Genomic DNA, 18331 nt, shown 5'->3' with positions numbered 1-18331 from the left:
ACGCCGCAACGGGGCAAGCCTGCCTCGCCGGATTTGTCCTACCATGAGTCCAACCCATGATAAAGGAAGGCGATACTGCGATGACCTCCCATGACCTGATCCAAGCTTATTACACGGCCTTCAATGCCGGTGACATGGACACGTTCCTCGCCCTGCTCGATGACGAAGTGGTCCACGACATCAACCAGGGCGAACGCCAGATCGGCAAGGCCGCCTTCGCCGACTTCATGGCCCATATGAACCACTGCTACCGGGAGCGGCTGAGCGACATGGTGATCATGGTCAACGCCGATGGCAGCCGCGGTGCCGCTGAGTTCGTGGTCCACGGTGAATACCTGGCCACCGACGAGGGCCTGCCCCCGGCCGCGGGACAGACCTATGAACTGCCTGCCGGCGCCTTCTTCGACATCCGTCATGGCAAGGTGGCTCGTGTCACCAACTACTACAATCTCAATGACTGGATCGAACAAGTGGCAGGGCGGGAAAGTCACCCGAGCGTGTAAAGAAACCGTGGAAAGAAATTATTCTGGCCCCCTCACCCTTTCCGCCTCACCCGGCTACTCTTTAATTAGAGAGTCATGGTGGGAGCCGCGCTGGAGGGTGGCGTATGGGCGCATTCGAGTATTCTTCAGCGCGTAGGGCGCCCGATCTCTCCCACCAGGAGATACTGCGACAGCCTTTGCCTACGCTTCCCGAAACGAAATCGCGTCTTCGCCTGCGTGCCTTGACGTTATGGCTGCTGGCATCGCTGTCGGCCATCATGGCGACACTGCTGGTTGCCGAGGCGCGTACGTCACGCCTGCAGGCCCATGAGTTTTCGCGCTACGCCGACACACTGACATTCAGTGTCGGACCCGGTCCCAGCAACAGCCTCATCTTCCCCAAGCACGGTCCCTTCGACACCCGCCTTGGCTATACGCAACTTCCCGCCTTGCAGGAGCGTCTGTCACGCCACGACTTCATCGTCGAGCGCCAGGCGCGCTTTTCTCCTGCCTTGCTCGACTATACCCAGCGTGGCTTCTTCCCCCCCTATCCGGAGAAGACCCGAGCCGGGCTGACCATCAGCGAATGTCGCGGCGAGCCGCTCTATCGCTTCCACCACCCACAGCGTCACTATCCGCACTTCGACGCGATTCCACCGCTGGTGCTGCAAGCCTTGCTGTTCATCGAGAATCGCGAACTGCTCGACGATACCCACCCGTTCACCAACCCTGCGGTGGACTGGCCTCGCTTCGCCAAGGCCGCCATGACCCAGGTCGGCAAGGCACTGGATGTGCAAGAGCAAGCCGCCGGCGGCAGCACCCTGGCCACCCAAGTGGAAAAATACCGCCACTCACCTCACGGGCTGACCGTGTCGGCGATGGAAAAACTGCGCCAGATGGTGTCGGCCAGCGTGCGTAGCTACCGGCAAGGTCCCGAGACCCTGCAGGCGCGCCGGGACGTGGCACTCGACTACCTCAACTCGGTCCCCCTGTCGGCAGCTCCCGGCTACGGCGAAGTGCATGGTATCGGCGACGGGTTGTGGGTCTGGTTTGGTTCCGACTTCGACACCGTCAACCAGCTGCTGGAACCGGCGTTCAATCGCAACAGTTCACTGGCGGAACAAGGGCTCGCACTGCGTCAGGTGGTGTCCCTGATGATTGCCCAGCGCCGTCCCTCCTATTACTTGTCGAGCGGCCGTCAGGCACTGGGACGGCTCACCGACAGCTACTTGCGCCTACTGGCTCAGGCAGAAGTGATCGATCCCGCGCTACGCGATGCCGCCCTGGAGCAAACACTGACGTTTCGTCATTTCGCTCAGGACCCGGCGCTGACAAGGATTGACAGCAGCAAGGGCGTGCAGACGGCTCGCAGCCGACTCGGCAGCCTTCTCGGGTTGTCGTTCTACGACCTCGACCGCCTCGACCTCAGCGCCAGCACTACCCTGAACGGCGAGCTGCAACAGCAGGTGACCGACTACCTGCAGCGCCTCGCCGATCCCGACTTCGCCGACGAGATCGGCCTGTTCGGCGAACGGCTGCTGTCCCCGGAAAAGACCCACGAGGTACGCTATAGCTTCACCCTGCTCGAGCGTAGTGACGACGGCTTTCGTGTCCGGGTCCAGACCGACAACACCGGCCAGCCCTTCGATATCAACGAAGGCAGCAAGCTGGAACTCGGCTCGACCGCCAAACTGCGGGTGCTCGCCACCTACCTGGAAGTGATCGCCGAACTGCACCAGCGCTATGCCGCCAAGCCGGTCGAGGACCTACGCCAGATCGCGGTCGACCGCCAGGACACGCTGAGCCGCTGGGTGCTGGACACCCTGATCACCACCCCGGACATCCCCCTGACGACGCTGCTCGAGGCCGCCATGGAGCGCCGCTACTCGGCAAGCCCTCACGAGGCCTTCTTCACCGGCGGTGGGCGACACACCTTCAGCAACTTCCGCCGCGAGGACAACGGCCGTCATCCAACCTTGAACGAAGCCCTGCGCGAATCGATCAACCTGCCCTTCGTGCGACTGCTGCGTGATCTGGTGCGCTACAGTACTTACCAGAATGTCAACCGCGCCCAATTGCTCGAGGACGACCAGGACCCGCGTCGCATGGAATACCTGCGCCGCTTCGCCGATCGTGAAGGGCGCGTGTTTCTACTGCGCTTCTGGCGCAAGTATCAGGACAAGGACAATTCGGAACGTCTCGCTATCTTCCTCGATGGCTTGCGCACCACCCAAGTGCGTCTCGCCGCCGTGCATCGCTACCTGATGCCGGATGCCGACCGTGAGGAATTCGCCACCTTCCTCAGACAGCGATTGCCTCAGGAACGTCTCGGCGACAAGCGCATCGACGAGCTCTACCGAAGCTATGGGCCAGGTGCCTTCGACCTTTCCGATCAAGGCTATATTGCCCGTGTGCACCCGCTGGAGCTATGGCTGCTCGGCTATCTGCTGGAGCACCCCGAGGCGGACTTCCAGGAAGCCGCCAACGCCAGCCTGGACGAGCGCCAGGAGGTCTACGGCTGGCTGTTCCGGACTCGCCACCGCAGTGCCCGGGATGTGCGCATCCGCACCATGCTCGAGGTCGAGGCCTTCCTCGATATCCAGCAGCGCTGGGAACGCCTGGGCTATCCCTTCGAGCATCTGGTCCCGTCGCTGGCGACCGCCGTCGGCAGTTCCGGCGACCGGCCGGCCGCCCTGGCCGAATTGATGGGCATCATCCTGAACGACGGCATACGCCTGCCCACGCTGCGCATCGACAGCCTGCACTTCGCGGAGGACACGCCCTACGATACCCGTTTCGTCCATGACGTCCCACGCGGCAGCCGGGCAATGGCACCGGAAGTCGCCCAGGTACTGCGCGACGCCCTGTCGCAAGTCGTCGATGGTGGCACCGCGCGACGCCTGCAAGGCAGCTTCACGCTGGAAGACGGCACCCCGCTGACGCTGGGCGGCAAGACCGGTACCGGTGACAACCGCATCGAGACCGTCACTCGTTCCGGTCATGTCATCGATTCCCGGGCACGCAATCGCACCGCCACCTTCGTGTTCTACCTGGGCGAGGACCACTTCGGCACGCTGACCGCCTATGTGGCGGGCAGCCAGTCGGACAACTTCCGCTTCACCTCGGCCCTGCCGGTACAGGTGCTCAAAGGCATGGAGCCCATCCTGCGGCCGTACCTGCAACCAGGCCGGCATAGTCTATGCCAGCCCCCTCTCCCTGCCACTCAGCTCGCGGGACGATAATCCACGCAAGCCATAGCGTGACGAGCGGCATAGGTCACGCACTCCAGCTATTCTTATGAGACGAGGGAGAAGTGCCGCATGGATGCCTCGTTTGAGACCATATCGGCCACTCGGGCCGCAGGAGGACGTGTCATGGCCATGGCAATGACGATGCGGGAATACCTCAGGTCGCAAGACATCGACTATGAGGAGATCAAGCATCCCCGCGAAGTGACAGCCAACCGCATTGCCGAATTGACGCACATTGCCGGTAACCACCTGGCCAAGGCGGTACTGCTCAATGGTGAATCCGGCTACCGCGTCGCAGTGCTACCCAGCACCTGCGAAGCGGATTTGGACAGGCTGTCGAGCATGCTCCACGAACGTATCGGGCTCGCCTCGGAAGACGAGGTCAAGCGCAGCTTCGATGACTGCGATCCCGGCGCCTTGACACCACTGGGCCAGGCATATGGCTTGCAGGTGTTCGTCGACGACGAACTGCGCAACCAACCGGACATCTATTTCGAAGCCGGCGACCACGAAACCCTGGTGCACATGAGCGGACGCGAATTCAACCGCTTGATGAGCGGCGTCGAGCACGGCCACTTCAGCCGGCATTTGTGATTCATCGGCCCCCCGCACCGTTTCCGTCGCCAGGCGGCGAAGCCATCCGCCTGTGCCTGAGCGTTGACGATACGACAAACAACGCCCATCGATTGTTCTGATCGATGGGCGTTGCTATTATAATAACCAATTGTTTTTAAATGTTTTTAACCTCAATGAAGTATTTGATCAAGCTTTTCCCGGAAATCACCATCAAATCTCGCACCGTACGCCAGCAGATGGTGCGCGGCTTGCGTACCAATATCCGCAACACCCTGCGCCGCTACGACAGCGGCGTGCGTGTCGGCGGCGGCTGGGACGCCCTCTATGTCACTCCCAGCGCCGACCTGCCCGCGGATACCCTGGCTACCCTCGAAGACGTGATGACACGCACCTCCGGCATCCATGAAGTGCTGACCGTCGAGGACTGCCAGTTCCAGTCCTTCGCACAAACGGCCGAGCGGCTGCTGCCGATGTGGCTGCCGCAGATCGAAAACAAGCGCTTCTGCGTACGGGTCAAACGTCGCGGTCAGCATGACTTCAACTCCGAAGACCTGGAGCGCTACCTGGGTAGCGTCTTGCTGCGCGACGCTCCCCACGCCCGCGTCGACCTGAAGCACCCCGACGTGGTGGTCGCCCTCGAACTCAAGGGCAGTCGGCTGACCCTGATCACGCAGCGTCGCCCGGGGCTCGGCGGCTATCCGCTGGGCACGCAAGGTGCCGTACTGGCGTTGGTTTCCGGCGGCTTCGATTCTTCGGTCGCGGCCTACCGCATGATTCGCCGCGGCCTCAAGACCCACTTCCTGTTCTTCAACCTGGGAGGGCCAGCTCACGAAGCCGGCGTACGCGAGGTCACCTACCACCTGTGGCAGCGCTACAGCGCCTCGCACCGGGTCAATTTCATCTCCGTGCCCTTCGACGGCGTCGTCAACGAAATCCTCACCAAGATCCCCGATGGCCTGATGGGCGTGGTACTCAAGCGCATGATGTTGCGTGCGGCAAGCAGAGTCGCCGCCAAAGGACGGATTCCGGCCCTGGTCACCGGCGACGCCATCGCTCAGGTCTCGAGCCAGAGCCTGACCAACCTGGGCCTGATCGACGACGTGGCCAAACGTCCGGTGCTGCGTCCGCTGGTCGCCACCGACAAGCAGGACATCATCAATGAAGCCCGGCATATCGACACCGCACATTTCGCCGAAAACATGCCCGAATACTGCGGAGTGATTTCCAAGCGCCCCAACACCCAGGCACGCCGCGACGACGTGGAAGCCGCGGAAGCCGAGTTCGATTTCGCGGTGCTAGACCGCGCAGTCGACAGCGCCGACGTCTCCCGTGTCGACGATTTGCCGAAGAGAAGCCTGCCAACACTCGACGAGGTCAAGGTCATCGACTCGCCGCAAGCCCTGGCGGCCCAGGAAAACTGCAGCGTGATCGACATTCGCCATCCCGATGAGCGCGATGCCACCCCGCTGGAGGTGGCCAATGTCGAACTCCTGGAAATTCCCTTCTACGAACTCCAGGACAAGGCCAGGTCGCTACCCGGCGACAGACAGTACCTGCTCTACTGCCAACAAGGCGTGATGAGTCATATGCAAGCCCTGCACCTCGCCGATCAGGGGTTGACCAACTTCGGGGTATATCAGGAAGATTAAGCGGGATATGACCGCTTAGAGGGCAGCCCCCGAAAAAAACGGGCGCCACCGTGGCGCCCGTGCTATCGCTGGGTCATTGGAAGCGGTCGTGACCGAACACCAGATCGTCGCCCGAAGCAGTGGAGTGACAGGCAATACATCCCTGCTCCATTCCCTTGGCGACTCTTCCGGCCAATGGCCTGCCCTCCGGGTTCGTGTCAAGACTGCCGTCCGGCAGATACTTGGCCCAGAACCAGTCATTGTTGTCCGGGTCATAACCTTCGCGTTGGAACATGATGGTCACGGCTACCAGGTACTGATCGGGATCGTTCCAGACGGCTTCCATGGATACGCCGTCACCGCCATAGTTGCGCTTGACGATCACCGGTCCAGTGGTGCCTTCTACTGAGATCTCCCCATCTATGGTGTCGAGAATGGCGCCATGCGGATGCTGCCCTGTGTAAGGGGCCGACATGGTGCGCTTTTCGCCCACCAGGTTGCTGTCTTTCATGGTTTCCCACAATGCTTCGGCGTAAGTGACATCTTCCTCGCCACCAAAGGGCGGCTGGGCCCATGCCACCAGACTTGTCGTCATGAGCCCGATACCGATAGACCCTAGGAGCGTTGTTGTTTTCATGGTTATCTCCTCCTTGCGTGTCGTTGACGGTTTTCATGCCTGATTGTTTTAGTTGCGGGAATCGCCGCAACCTTACACTCTTTCTCGACATACGAGATGCCGACGTGGAGGTATATCTGCAATCTCCTGCGAGTCAGCGGCTCCCCGGGTCTTGCGAAAGGACAAAGGTATCCCGGCGATACCCGGGACCGGCGATGGCGACTTCGTCGTGCTCGAACCAGGGACTGGCCAGCAACGGGGTCGACAACCTGCCCTGCCATGCGATCTCGAAATTCTCGGTGTCCAGTACGGTGACAAGACGCTCCCTGTCGGCCACTGCGATCCTGCCATCGCCCACATGAGGTGGGCGTAGCGGCCCCTGACCCAATCGCTGCCGGTATCGCAACTCACCCGTCGCCTGATCGAGAACCTGCAGAACGCCGTCGAACCGCCCTAGATAGATGAAGCGGTCATCCACCGCCGGGCTGGTGCTCACCCCGTCATCGTGATAACGCCAGCGGATGCTGCCGTCGGTAGGGTTCAAGGCTAGCAATTCACCGGCGAAGGTCGTTACGTACACCAGCATCTTGCCGGCGATGGGCCGATAAACGAGCTCCTGTCGAAGGGCTCGCTCCCATACGCTGGTCCCGGTCGCCGGGTCCAGGGCCCACAGTCTGGCACCCTGCCCTCCGGTGATGAGAACGCCGCCCTGCACGGCTGGCGGATAGACCCAGCCGTCGAACTGGCGTGTCCATCGTATCTCTCCGCTCGGCAGGTCGAGAGCGCGCAGGCGCCCGTCCCGTCCGGCAATGAAGGCCAGGCTGTCGGCCACGCTCGGCGAGAACACGACTTCGTCGGTGAACCGCCGCCAGATCACCTCACCACTGTGTGGTGACAACGCCACGAGTCCGGAGCTGGTGCCGGCGAGCAGCCAACCGGCCGCAATGACCGGTTCGAATGTCTGCTCTCCCGTCAGCGCCGTCCATACCGTCTTACCGCTACGGCGATCGATTCGGGCAATGCCCTCATGGGAGACGAAGACGGCATGCTCGGTAAGCCAGGGGTTACTGGGGTACCGAGTGGCCGCGCTCACCGCCGAGGAGCCGACCATCATCAGGACTCCACACGCCAAGGCGACCGCGAACTTGGACATCCCCCCTCCGCTATTGATCGCTTCCACTGGTTCAGTGCCATGTGTCAACACTGCATGATCGCGCCCAGGCTCAAGAGGCAATCTGCGAAGCCCGACTCACTTGTTCGGGTTTGACATTGCGATTGATGCGAAACACGTTCTGCGGATCCCAGCGAGACTTGATCTTGCCGAGCCGCTGGAGTGCCGAGCCAAGCGCTGCCTCGACGCGCTCCGCGCCTTCGTCCTCGGTCAGGAAGTTGATGTAGGTCCCGCCGGTGGAGAACGACTTCATGTCGTGCCACGCGTTGCGCGCCCATTCGATGTTCGCCTGATCGTCGTCCGGCTGCTCCCATGAACCCGCCACGTTAAACACATAGCGTGCATCGCGGTTGCCAACGGGCGAGTGATCGTGATCGAGTCGATGCAAGGCACCACCGATCTGGAACAGGATCACCGACGAATGGGGCGAACGAACGCTTGCCGCGTGCTCGATTGCCTTTTCACAGAAGGCCGGTTCGATACTCGATAGGTACTCGCTTTTCCAGTAGTAACGCCGCCCCTTGGGCTGCGTCGCATCGAGTAGCGTCTGCATCTGCGCGTAGGGCCGCCGCACGAGTACATCGCCGATGGGCTTGCCGAACGACTTGATCGGCGCCACCACCTTCTCGCCCTCATCCGGATCGCCACTGTAACAGGCGAGCAGTGCCACGATCGGCGTACCATGCCGTTCCAGCGGCAGCCAAGGCGCGGGAGGCGCTTTGCGCATGATTGCCACCAGGGTGAGTTCAGGCGGCGCCTGCTCGGCGAGCGTCCGGTACAGCTCGAGCACCTCGGGCGCCTCGCTCGCCGGCCAGGCCACGAGGCCGCCGACGACTTCCGGGCCAACGTCATGGAGCCGGTAATCGAAGCCGGTCACGACCCCGAAGTTGCCACCACCGCCACGCAAGCCCCAGAACAGATCCGCATGCTCGTCGTGGCTTGCATGTACCAGCCGGCCGTCCGCGGTCACCACATCCATCCCTGTCACGTTGTCCACGGTCCACCCCCAGCGTCGCGTCAGATAGCCGAACCCACCGCCCAAGGTGAGGCCGGCAATGCCGGTGGTCGACACGAAACCGAGAACTGCGGCGAGCCCATGCACTTGGGTTTCGCGATCCACATCACCCAGGATGCACCCGGCCTGCGCATGGGCAACCCGGCTCTCGCGGTCGACCCATACGCCACGCATCAGCGACAGGTCGAGCATCAACGCCCCATCGGCCGCGGCCAAGCCCGCGATGTTATGTCCCCCGCCCTTGATGCACAGCAGCAGGTTGTGCTCGCGCGCAAAGCGCACGCCCGCCATTACGTCGGCCGTGCCGAGACAGCGCACGATAATGGCGGGCTTTCTATCGATCATGGCATTCCACAAACTACGTGATTCCTCAAAGCCCGCGTCGCCTGGCGTGTACAACGGTCCTTGTAGCTGCATTTTCAAGCGGTTGAGCACATCCGGTTTCACGTCAATCTCAAGGCCATCCAGCGTTTTCGCTCTCATGGTCAGGACTCCTCTCGAAGCAATTTAGAGATATGCAATGGTCCTTGGTACCCCCCTTCCCGAGTGGCAACCACCTCGCCTATGCGTCCCTGCACCAGGTGTCTCGCCAGTGGGGGGAAGTGGTATAGTCAACAGTAGCAGCGCCGTTCGATGGCCATGGATTCACCATCTGTACCGCCCTCGCGCTGCGCATGAGATCCCTCTCCCGTGATGCCGGCGCGGCAACGATTCCGGTAGTGATTTGGGAGGAGATACAATGGCTGATTGGGGATATGGGCAATTCTGCCCGGTGGCCATGGCCTCCGAGGTACTGGGAACCCGCTGGACCATCCTGGTGGTGCGCGAACTCCTGTGCGGGAGTCACCGTTTCAATGACTTACGCCGGGGATTACCCCACATCTCACCCGCCTTGCTATCGAAACGGCTACGCGAACTGGAAGCGCTGGGAGTCGTGAGACGCCAAGCCGACCCCGATACCGGCACGCCACTCTACGAGCTCACCGAAGCCGGTGAAGAACTTCGCCCCGTGATCATGTCGATGGGAAGCTGGGGGCAGCGCTGGCTGGAGTCGCAGCTCTCCATGAAGAATCTCGACCCGTCGCTACTGATGTGGGACATGCGGCGCAACCTGAACCCCACACCACTGCCACGAGACAGGGTCACGATACAGTTTCTGTACCACGATGTGACACGCGGTCAGGCGAAGTGGTGGCTGGTCGTCAATAACACATCCGAGCAAGGCCCGATCGATCTCTGCAAGAAGGACCCCGGCCATGATGTCGACCTGTACGTGGTCTGCGATCTGCGTAGCATGACCGCGATCTGGATGGGTCTGATGTCCGTGCAGGAAGCCATCGACACCGGCAAGCTCAAGCTGACCGGCGACCGAAAACTGAAGGCCAGTATGCAGACCTGGCTGGGACTGAGCGCCTTCGCCGCGGAAACCAAGCGGGTGAGTGCGTGACCTGGCTAGCGTAAGGGGGATGCCGACCACCCCCTCGACCATCCAGCTTTGGCGCGTATCGGGGGGAGAAGCGGGCGCCGCTATAACGCTAGCGCCATCGATGGGCCATTGAAAACGGTCGTAAGGCCGGCAAAGCGGCGCCGAGCTTTCGGATTGCCCCGGTGCAAGGCGGGCATGGCCCGCCTTGCACCGGGACCGAGTCAGTGGTGTCCTGCCTCGATTGGGACGCCGGGATCGAACAGGATCATGTGCGGACCGGCCGGGCCGATGCCATTCTCCTTCTGCACGCTTGAGAAATCCGCCCAGGCACTGCCGTCCTCCGTCACGTGCGACAGCCCGCCCTGCTCGGCGTCCACCTCGAGCAGATAGATGCCGTAGGCGTCGTTGCGGGGACCGAACTCCGGGTCGTCATCCAACGTGCTCAGCACCGAGTTGGTGACGTACAGCCGCTCCCCGTCGGGGCTCAGGCGCATCATGCACGGGTGCGGCACGGATGCCTCACCCACCAGTTCCGGCTGGTAGGGATCGCTAATCTCGTACTGCTGCACGTTGTCGCCGAACCAGTTCGCGATGTAGAGGTAGCGGTCATCGGGCGAGAGGGTCATGTCGCAGGGAAGGGCGAGGTCGCTCAGCACCACGTGGAAGTCCAGCAGGCCGTTGCCGTCCTCGTCCTCCCACAGCCAGGCGTTCCCGGAGGTGCCTACCGTGTAACCATAGCGCGAGTCCGGGGCGTGAAACCAGTCCGCCTCCGTGGCACCACTCTGCTCGCCGAGGTGCACGACCTGAATGACCTCCTCCTTCTCCACGTCCCACACGGAGACGGTGTCGCCACTCGGTCCGTACGGATTCTCCAGCACGTCCCCGGGGTATCCCCAGGTGGTGGTGACCAATCGGTTGAGGTCGGCGTTGTAGGCGATGTCGTACATGAACTCGGGGCCGGTATCATCCGCCGCCCGCTCGGGGCCCGGACCGAAGTGACGCACAAACCCGCCGGTCTCGTCGTCGATCAGCACCAGACCGCCGGGGCCGGTGCTGGGAGTGTCGGCGCCGAGCATCGACACCAATGCGACGCCGCCGGGCAGCGGGCTCACCGTGTGCGGTGCGACGTAGCCGCTGTCCGGCCGCAGGCCTTCCTCCTCCCGGACGAGTTGCGGGTCCCGCGGGTCTTCGGAGATGTCGAACACGTAGAAGCGATCGGAGAACAATCCCGGGATGAGGAGTCGCTCCTGATCCAGCGAGTAGCCCCAATGGTGGACGTTGTCGCCCGCGTGCGCGAGAGACTCCACCCCAATGATCTCGCCATACTCGTCCCCACGGTCCGGGTCGGCGCCGACGATGGCCAGCATGTCCGGGTTGTTCCCATCGCCCGTGTCGATGGCGACCACATAGAGGAACGCCTCGCGCGGCGTGTCGCCATGCTCCTCGGTACTCTCCGAGGCCAGGGGGAAACCGCTTGCCAGGACCAGTGCCATGCCCACTGGAGCCGCCAGTGCCTTGGGTGAAAGATTGCGATGTCTCATGGTCTGCCTCCTAGCGGAGGCGGGGCCCGCCTCCGCTTCGGGTCACGCCGCCGTCTTTTCGGCCACGTAGACCTTGTTGAAGGGATTGTCGAACGGGACGACCTCGACCCGGGCGAATCCGGCCTTGCCGGCCAGTTCGCGGACCCGCGATTCCGGCAGACCACAGGTGCCCAAGCCGGCGCCCTGCATGCCCAGTGAAGTGGTCATGCAATAGGTCACGCTCCAGGCGTAGAACATCGCGCCGATGGGGCCGATATTGTCTTCCAGCCGATCGCCCACGCGGAACTCCAACAGCAGCCAGGCGCCACCATCGTGGAGGCTCTCGTGGATGGCCTCGAAGGCCCGCTGCGGGTCCTTGAAATCGTGCACCGCATCGAAGGTGAGCGCGATATCGTAAGGCTCGGGCAGCCCCTCGTGGACGTCGTGCTTGCAAAAGCGGACGCGCTCGGTCACGCCGGCTTTCTCCGCCAGGCGCTTGGCGCCTTCCAGGTTGGTGTCGGAGAGGTCGTAGCCGACGGCGGTCATCTTCGGGAAGGCCTGGGCCAGTTTCACCAGGGCCTGGCCGCGGCCGCAGCCGATGTCGGCGACGTGCGCACCGTTGTCCAGGCGCGCTTTCAGGCCGTCGGCCTTGGGTACCCATTCCTGCAGCAGGAAGTTCTCGAACCAGGTGGCGGTGAACCGCTCCATGCCGTCCCACCACTCGCGGCCATAGGCGTCGATCGCCAACCCTCCGCCGTTGCGGAATTTCTCCATCAGGCGCGGTAGAACCTGCCACAGCGCATACATCTCCTGGTATAGCCCGCCGAAGAACACTGGGCTAGTGCTGTCCACCAGCACCGGCGCGTGTTCCAGCGGCAGGGTGAAACGCTGGCTGGACGCGTGGTACTCGACGTAGCCACCACAGGCCATCGCGGACAGCCACTCGCGTACGTAGCGCTCCTGCAGGTGGGTGGCGTCGGCGAGTTCCTGACTGCCCATCGGCCGCTCGGCGAGCGCACGAAACAGGCCGAGCCGGTCGCCCAGATAGGTCATCAGCATCATCATGCCGCCCTTGAGATCGCCCAGGGCATGGTCGATAAACTGCTGGTGCTTGGCTTGGTTCAGACTCATGTTGCTCCCTCCTCTTCGGTGTTGGCTCACGGCCAGGATCAGGATCGCGCAGTGGAAGCGGCCCTTTGAGAGGAGGATGTGGCAAAATCGGTCCATATCTGCCACATGTTATAAATATGAGAGATTCATGGCCTGCCAAACACGTCAGCCTGGTCGCAACGCCGGACATCATGATCAGCACCCTGGGAGGACTGCATGACGTCTTCAACTGCTTCGGGGCCCTGGGGTGGTTTGACGAGTCGCTGGGCCGGCATCCGCCGCTCGAGGTGGACATCGTGGCCTCGGGCAATGCCCCCGTATCGCTCAACAGCGGGCTGACGCTCCCGCAGCCGCGCAGCATCCATGACGTAGCACATACGGATATCATCATCGTGCCGTCGATCATGGTGGTGGACGGCGAGTGGCACACGGGCCGTCATCCCGAATTGGTGGACTGGCTCGGTGCGATGCACGCCACGGGGGCGGAGCTGTGTTCGGCGTGTTCCGGCACCCTGCTGCTGGCCGAGACGGGGCTGCTTGACGGTCGCACGGCCACCATGCACTGGGCGTATGCCGACACCTTCCGGCGCCATTTCCCGGCGGTCGCTCTCCGCCTGGACAAGGCGCTGATCACCGAGGGCGAACGCCACGAGCTGGTGATGTCCGGCGCGGCCTCGTCTTGGCACGACCTGGCGCTCTATCTGGTCGCCCGGCATCTCGGAACAGCGATGTCGCAAGCCATAGCCAAGTTCTTCGCGTTCGATTTCCATACCGACGGCATGGCACCGTACACCGTGTTTGCCCCGTCGTTCGATCACGGTGATGTGGCGATCGAACGGGCTCAGTACTGGATCGCCCAGAACCTGGGTTGTCCCTCGCCGGTGGAAAAGATGGCCGCGCACTGCGCAATCTCGGATCGCAGTTTCAAGCGGCGGTTCAAGAAGGCGACCGGCCACACGCCGATTCATTATGTGCAGGAATTACGCCTGAACGAGGCGAAGTGTCTGCTCGAGCGCACGCAGCATTCGATTGACGAGATTGCCTGGGAGGTGGGCTACGAGGACCCGGCCTCCTTTCGGCGGCTTTTCAAGCGCCAGGTGGGCATCACCCCCGGCGCGCACCGGCGCAAGTTCAACGTACCGAGTGGCAAGCAGCTTCAGTAGCCAGGAAACGTCACGCCAGGGATGAAAGAAAGCTTCTACCCTGTTAGGGGCCATCAACGCGATATCACTACCCTGTAACACGCCACCGGTGATACTCAGGGTTCCCGCATCCGGTTTTCAGGAAGAAAACAGCGAGACTCCCCATGAAAAAGAACATCACGATCTTTCTCCCCCTGTGCTTGCTTTCGATGCTAGCGTTCATGACCCCGGTATGGGCCGCCCCACAAAACGGCGCGATGCCCGCCGCCGATTCCGTGACCCTCGGGCCCCGTCCGTTCTATCTGGTCCAGAACATGGACGAAGACACGCAACGCGAGCGTGAGCTCAAGACTGACCTACTGCACTGCGCTTCCAGCAACCGTAACTGGCGCAGAACGGATTTCTCGATCGGTCATCGCGGCGCGGCGATGCAGTTTCCCGAACACACCCGCGAGTCCTATATTGCCGGCGCCCAGATGGGGGCTGGTGTGCTGGAGTGTGATGTGGCCTTTACCGCCGACCAGGAGCTCGTCTGCCGGCACTCGCAATGCGACCTGCATGCCACCACCAACATCCTGGAGACGGACCTGGCCCAGAAGTGCAGCGTGCCGCCGGAGTTCGACTCGGCGACCGGCGAACTGATGAACGCGGCGGACATTCAATGCTGCACCAGTGACATCACAGTGGCCGAGTTCCAGACGCTCGAAGGCAAGATGGAAGGCGCCAACACCGAGGCGCGCAGCATCGAAGACTATCTGGCCGGCACTCCCGGCTGGCGCACCGACCTCTACGCCTCTCGCGGCACACTGATGACCCATGCCGAGAGCATCGAGCTATTCAAGGCCTTGGGTGTGAAGATGACACCGGAGCTCAAGGAACCCAGCGTGGCAATGCCTTTCGACGGATTGAGCCAGGAAGACTACGCCCAGAAGATGATCGACGAGTACAAGGCCGCCGACGTACCACCCCGTAATGTCTACGCCCAGTCGTTCAATCTCGACGACGTGCGCTACTGGATAGCCAACGAACCCGAATTCGGCGAACAAGCGGTATATCTCGATGGCCGTTACGACGCTGAAGGCTTCGACCACACCAACCCGGACACCTGGTCGCCGAGCATGGAGGCCTTGGCGGAACAGGGCGTGAACATCATTGCCCCGCCGATGTGGATGCTGCTCGCCGCCAATGCCGAGGCCGGCGATACCGGCAACCGAATCGTCCCCTCGGTCTACGCCGAACACGCCCGCGACGCCGGTCTCGACATCATCACCTGGACGTTCGAGCGCTCGGCACCGCTGAGCCAGGATGGCGCCTGGTACTACCAGACCACCGACGATGTGATCGGCAACGACGGCGACAAGCTGCTCACGCTCGATGTCCTGGCGCGTGACGTCGGCATCATCGGGTTGTTCTCCGACTGGCCGGCCACCGTGACCTTCTATGACAACTGCGTGAATCCGGACGCCTGAGCCGCCAACGGAGCGGGCCGCGCAAGAGCGCGGCCCGCATTCATTCGGTCAACGCCGGCGATCACTCATCCGCCATAGGCACGTTCCAGCTCGGCAATCTCGATTTTCTTCATCCCCAGCATCGCCTGGAACACCCGCTGCGATTTTCCCGAGTCGGAATCACTCGACATCTCGATCAGCACCCTGGGGACCACCTGCCATGAAAGGCCGTATTTGTCCTTGAGCCAGCCGCACTGCTGGGCTCTCTCGTCGCCACCTTCGGAAAGCGTCTCCCAGAAGTGGTCCACCTCTTCCCGGGTCTCGCAATCGATCTGCAACGAGATCGCCTCGTTGAACTGGAACACCGGCTCACCGTTAAGGGCGGTGGTGCCGGAGCTACAGCGTATGGATTGTCAGCCCTGGGTATCGAACGCCTCATGAAAGGAAACAGTAGCGGCGGGTATGGCTCCCTGGAACGCAATGGCCTGGAAATACTCGGCGGGCACGCGGGGCAGCACGAGGGAAGGCTCGGCCTTGAAGCCAAAGCGGGAATAGTAGTTGGGGTCCCCCAGCAGAACGCAGCCTGAAGCCCCCTTCTCGCGCAACATGGCCAGCACCCGCTCCATGAGCCTGGAGCCAATCCCCTGCCCCTGTCGCTCCGGCGTGACGGATATCGGGCCCAGGCCATACCACCCGACACTGCCATCCGAGAGGGTTACCGGCGATAGCGCGACATGCCCAACGATGCCATCACGGTCTTCGGCCACCAGTGAAACCGACAACTGCCCCGCCTTGCGTAATCCATTGATGATGAACTGCTCGGTATGGCTCGCATGTGGAGCATCGAGGAAAGCCAGGGCGGTCAGCGCTTCGATGGCCTCGATGTCCCGTGGGGTTTCACTGCGTATCGTGATGCGCATCGTCATGTTCTTCCTTATCGATAGCGTGCAGCGGTGATGAACTGGGCAAACGACTCACACCATACGATCACGGTGTTATAGCTCTCCGCATCCACCGACTCGGGCACGGCGACGATGAAATTCTCGAAGGTCCTGACATCGCCAACCCGCGCCATCCGATCCTTCAAGCGCTCGAATTCCTCCTCGGTTTCGACGAACTCGGGCGAGAGGTAGAGCTTGTAGTCCGGCCCCGGCGCAAGCTTGCCGACGAAGGTGATGCTTTGCCGCCCGATCGACACGGTGCCCTCACCCCAGTGCAGCATGTCGCTTCCCTCGAGATCACGCCGGAACTCTGCCGTGTACAGAGCCTGCTCGTTGCGAGCCTCCAGTTCCTGCTCCGACGGCGAAGGTGGCGCGATCAGAATCGGTAGCGTGTAGATGCCGATGGCGAACCCCACCACCCCAACCAGCAAGTGCGAAAGCACCAGCAATAGAATTTTTTTCATTCGTCAATCGTCCGAGCCATGACAACTACAGAATAGTCGAATCGACTGACTCGACCGGAACGCGCTTTAGGGCAACGCTACACTTGGATCAGCACCCAATTCCTTGTCTACATGCCGGGTAAGCAACGATGCAGGAGGATCAGAACCAGCATCGGAAATCGCCTTCCTCTTCACTTCGCGGAAGAGCGGTGGCCACTTCTCGAGTTGTCGCCGTGCTGGCGCTTGCGCTGTCGTCGCCAATGGCAGGCTCTGAAGAAAACGCCGGCATCGTCTGGGGAGATGCCCGGGAAGTGGCCACCGGAGAGGCCCATATGGGCCCCTGGCGCATGAACGAATCGGATTTCCGCTACGTGGACGACCCTTCGGTGGCCCTGCACGAGGACGGCATGGCTGCGGTCGTCTGGGCCGATCAGACACGACAGGATGTATTTCTCCAGCGCTACGATCGCAGTGGAGAGCCACAGCTGGATACACCGGTCAATATCTCGCGCAGCGCCGATACGTTCTCCTGGCTCCCACGCGTGGTCATGGCCGCCAACGAGCCGGATACCGTCTACGTGCTCTGGCAGGAAATCATCTTTTCTGGTGGCACCCACGGTGGCGAGATCCTCTTCGCCCAATCACGAGACGGCGGCGAGACGTTCAGCGAGCCGGTCAACCTCTCCAACACGCAGAATGGAGCCGGCAAGGGGCGGCTGACCGCCCGGCGTTGGGATAACGGCAGCCTGGATCTGGCGGAAGGGCCTGACGGTGGACTCTGGGCGGCCTGGACGGAGTATGAAGGCAGGCTACGGATCAGCCGTTCCAGCGATGGCGGCCACACCTTCTCGGAACCGAAGCATATCGCCGGTAACGACGCCCTCCCCGCTCGCGCACCGAGTATCGCCGCGGATGACAACGGACGAGTACATCTGGCATGGACCGTCGGCGAAGATACGGCAGCCGATATCCACTACATGGTTTTCGACAGCCAGAGCGACGCGTTCGACGCGCCTCGCACCGTCGACGAGACAGATGGCCATGCGGACGCGCCGAAGCTCGCGGTGGACGACGACGGCATCGTGCACCTGGTATACGCCGAAAGTCCGGAAGGCATGTGGCGACAAGCGCATATTCGCTATACCCAGGCACGCCCAGGCGAGGGTTTCCAATCGACACAGGACATTTCGACCGCCCATGCGGAACGCTTCGACAGTGTTGGCTTCCCGTCGCTCGCCGTCTCAAGCAATAACGTATACGTGCTGTGGGAGTTGTTCCCTCGCCTTGGCCATCGATCCCGAGGATTGGGCATGACGCGCTCGACGGATGGCGGCGAACACTTTGCTGCACCAGTGATCGTGCCGCACAGCGGGGTGTCGGCTTCGGGATTCAATGGCAGCCTGCAGGGGATGTTGATGCGCAAGCTTGCCGTGAACGATGCCGGGGACATCGCCGTGGTGAACAGCACCTTCCAGCAAGGCGAGAGGAGTGTTGTGCGATGGATTCATGGACATCTCGAACGCTGAGAATCCGAATGGCTTGGGCGCCGGAGTGGGAATAGG

Annotated in this window: 16 protein-coding genes; 8 read left to right on the top strand and 8 right to left on the bottom strand. The window is 62.2% G+C overall.

Annotated features, from left to right (window positions below; genetic code table 11):
- Window positions 1-56 precede the first annotated feature (56 nt).
- From ACFOEV_RS15810 to thiI, 4 genes are all read left to right on the top strand, one after another.
- The gene (locus tag ACFOEV_RS15810) at window positions 57-503 is read left to right on the top strand and encodes a nuclear transport factor 2 family protein (RefSeq protein ID WP_386775654.1); all 447 of its coding nucleotides are present in this window, start codon (window positions 57-59) and stop codon (window positions 501-503) included.
- Between the two features lie 176 nt (window positions 504-679).
- The gene (locus tag ACFOEV_RS15805) at window positions 680-3724 is read left to right on the top strand and encodes a transglycosylase domain-containing protein (RefSeq protein WP_386775652.1); all 3045 of its coding nucleotides are present in this window, start codon (window positions 680-682) and stop codon (window positions 3722-3724) included.
- Between the two features lie 132 nt (window positions 3725-3856).
- Window positions 3857-4327, top strand: coding sequence for an aminoacyl-tRNA deacylase (locus ACFOEV_RS15800; RefSeq protein ID WP_386775650.1), 471 nt, complete (start codon window positions 3857-3859; stop codon window positions 4325-4327).
- 155 nt (window positions 4328-4482) lie between these two features.
- Window positions 4483-5958 carry a tRNA uracil 4-sulfurtransferase ThiI gene (gene thiI / locus ACFOEV_RS15795; RefSeq protein WP_386775648.1) on the top strand — a complete coding sequence of 492 codons (1476 nt, stop codon included), beginning with the start codon at window positions 4483-4485 and terminating at the stop codon, window positions 5956-5958.
- 73 nt (window positions 5959-6031) lie between these two features.
- Here thiI and ACFOEV_RS15790 read toward each other — a convergent pair whose 3' ends face one another.
- From ACFOEV_RS15790 to ACFOEV_RS15780, 3 genes are all read right to left on the bottom strand, one after another.
- Window positions 6032-6574 (bottom strand): cytochrome P460 family protein, encoded by a 543-nt coding sequence (locus ACFOEV_RS15790; protein WP_386775646.1) that lies wholly within the window; start codon window positions 6572-6574, stop codon window positions 6032-6034.
- Window positions 6575-6707: 133 nt separating this feature from the next.
- On the bottom strand, window positions 6708-7706 hold the full coding sequence (locus tag ACFOEV_RS15785; protein WP_386775644.1) for an outer membrane protein assembly factor BamB family protein: 999 nt from the start codon (window positions 7704-7706) through the stop codon (window positions 6708-6710).
- A 70-nt stretch (window positions 7707-7776) separates the two neighbouring features.
- Window positions 7777-9222 carry an FAD-binding oxidoreductase gene (locus tag ACFOEV_RS15780; RefSeq protein ID WP_386775642.1) on the bottom strand — a complete coding sequence of 482 codons (1446 nt, stop codon included), beginning with the start codon at window positions 9220-9222 and terminating at the stop codon, window positions 7777-7779.
- Between the two features lie 256 nt (window positions 9223-9478).
- On the opposite strand from ACFOEV_RS15780, the gene ACFOEV_RS15775 reads away from it, so the two are divergent.
- Window positions 9479-10186 carry a winged helix-turn-helix transcriptional regulator gene (locus ACFOEV_RS15775; protein ID WP_386775640.1) on the top strand — a complete coding sequence of 236 codons (708 nt, stop codon included), beginning with the start codon at window positions 9479-9481 and terminating at the stop codon, window positions 10184-10186.
- 200 nt (window positions 10187-10386) lie between these two features.
- Here ACFOEV_RS15775 and ACFOEV_RS15770 read toward each other — a convergent pair whose 3' ends face one another.
- Both ACFOEV_RS15770 and ACFOEV_RS15765 read right to left on the bottom strand, forming a co-directional pair.
- Window positions 10387-11706, bottom strand: coding sequence for a selenium-binding protein SBP56-related protein (locus tag ACFOEV_RS15770; protein ID WP_386775638.1), 1320 nt, complete (start codon window positions 11704-11706; stop codon window positions 10387-10389).
- A 42-nt stretch (window positions 11707-11748) separates the two neighbouring features.
- Entirely contained in the window at window positions 11749-12816 is a 1068-nt protein-coding gene (locus ACFOEV_RS15765) for an SAM-dependent methyltransferase (RefSeq protein ID WP_386775636.1), read from the bottom strand.
- A gap of 116 nt (window positions 12817-12932) precedes the next feature.
- Here ACFOEV_RS15765 and ACFOEV_RS15760 point away from each other — a divergent pair, with 116 nt between their 5' ends.
- Both ACFOEV_RS15760 and ACFOEV_RS15755 read left to right on the top strand, forming a co-directional pair.
- The gene (locus ACFOEV_RS15760) at window positions 12933-13958 is read left to right on the top strand and encodes a GlxA family transcriptional regulator (protein ID WP_386775634.1); all 1026 of its coding nucleotides are present in this window, start codon (window positions 12933-12935) and stop codon (window positions 13956-13958) included.
- A gap of 143 nt (window positions 13959-14101) precedes the next feature.
- Complete coding sequence (locus tag ACFOEV_RS15755) at window positions 14102-15406, top strand: glycerophosphodiester phosphodiesterase family protein (protein WP_386775632.1); 1305 nt, start codon at window positions 14102-14104, stop codon at window positions 15404-15406.
- A gap of 65 nt (window positions 15407-15471) precedes the next feature.
- Here the strand turns inward: ACFOEV_RS15755 and ACFOEV_RS15750 are convergent, their stop codons facing one another.
- From ACFOEV_RS15750 to ACFOEV_RS15740, 3 genes are read right to left on the bottom strand one after another with little or no spacing between them, the layout of a single operon-like run.
- Entirely contained in the window at window positions 15472-15792 is a 321-nt protein-coding gene (locus ACFOEV_RS15750) for a VOC family protein (RefSeq protein WP_386776318.1), read from the bottom strand.
- A 6-nt stretch (window positions 15793-15798) separates the two neighbouring features.
- Complete coding sequence (locus ACFOEV_RS15745; RefSeq protein WP_449280245.1) at window positions 15799-16311, bottom strand: GNAT family N-acetyltransferase; 513 nt, start codon at window positions 16309-16311, stop codon at window positions 15799-15801.
- Window positions 16312-16319: 8 nt separating this feature from the next.
- The gene (locus tag ACFOEV_RS15740) at window positions 16320-16790 is read right to left on the bottom strand and encodes a DM13 domain-containing protein (RefSeq protein WP_386775630.1); all 471 of its coding nucleotides are present in this window, start codon (window positions 16788-16790) and stop codon (window positions 16320-16322) included.
- A 188-nt stretch (window positions 16791-16978) separates the two neighbouring features.
- Here ACFOEV_RS15740 and ACFOEV_RS15735 point away from each other — a divergent pair, with 188 nt between their 5' ends.
- Window positions 16979-18295 carry a sialidase family protein gene (locus tag ACFOEV_RS15735; RefSeq protein WP_386775628.1) on the top strand — a complete coding sequence of 439 codons (1317 nt, stop codon included), beginning with the start codon at window positions 16979-16981 and terminating at the stop codon, window positions 18293-18295.
- The last annotated feature ends 36 nt before the right edge of the window (window positions 18296-18331 follow it).

Source organism: Litchfieldella rifensis, assembly GCF_042646605.1.
Lineage (GTDB): Bacteria > Pseudomonadota > Gammaproteobacteria > Pseudomonadales > Halomonadaceae > Litchfieldella > Litchfieldella rifensis.
Note: the sequence above shows the minus strand (reverse complement) of the source record. Positions and strands in the feature narration are given on the sequence as shown.

Bases quoted from the DNA above. Each gene is read 5' to 3' on its own strand.
- ACFOEV_RS15810 (WP_386775654.1), top strand. From the start codon at position 57: ATGATAAAGGAAGGCGATACTGCGATGACCTCCCATGACCTGATCCAA.
- ACFOEV_RS15770 (WP_386775638.1), bottom strand. From the start codon at position 11,706: ATGAGACATCGCAATCTTTCACCCAAGGCACTGGCGGCTCCAGTGGGC.
- ACFOEV_RS15760 (WP_386775634.1), top strand. From the start codon at position 12,933: ATGAGAGATTCATGGCCTGCCAAACACGTCAGCCTGGTCGCAACGCCG.
- ACFOEV_RS15765 (WP_386775636.1), bottom strand. From the start codon at position 12,816: ATGAGTCTGAACCAAGCCAAGCACCAGCAGTTTATCGACCATGCCCTG.
- ACFOEV_RS15800 (WP_386775650.1), top strand. From the start codon at position 3,857: ATGGCCATGGCAATGACGATGCGGGAATACCTCAGGTCGCAAGACATC.
- ACFOEV_RS15745 (WP_449280245.1), bottom strand. From the start codon at position 16,311: ATGACGATGCGCATCACGATACGCAGTGAAACCCCACGGGACATCGAG.
- ACFOEV_RS15790 (WP_386775646.1), bottom strand. From the start codon at position 6,574: ATGAAAACAACAACGCTCCTAGGGTCTATCGGTATCGGGCTCATGACG.
- ACFOEV_RS15755 (WP_386775632.1), top strand. From the start codon at position 14,102: ATGAAAAAGAACATCACGATCTTTCTCCCCCTGTGCTTGCTTTCGATG.
- ACFOEV_RS15775 (WP_386775640.1), top strand. From the start codon at position 9,479: ATGGCTGATTGGGGATATGGGCAATTCTGCCCGGTGGCCATGGCCTCC.
- thiI (WP_386775648.1), top strand. From the start codon at position 4,483: ATGAAGTATTTGATCAAGCTTTTCCCGGAAATCACCATCAAATCTCGC.
- ACFOEV_RS15740 (WP_386775630.1), bottom strand. From the start codon at position 16,790: ATGAAAAAAATTCTATTGCTGGTGCTTTCGCACTTGCTGGTTGGGGTG.
- ACFOEV_RS15785 (WP_386775644.1), bottom strand. From the start codon at position 7,706: ATGTCCAAGTTCGCGGTCGCCTTGGCGTGTGGAGTCCTGATGATGGTC.
- ACFOEV_RS15780 (WP_386775642.1), bottom strand. From the start codon at position 9,222: ATGAGAGCGAAAACGCTGGATGGCCTTGAGATTGACGTGAAACCGGAT.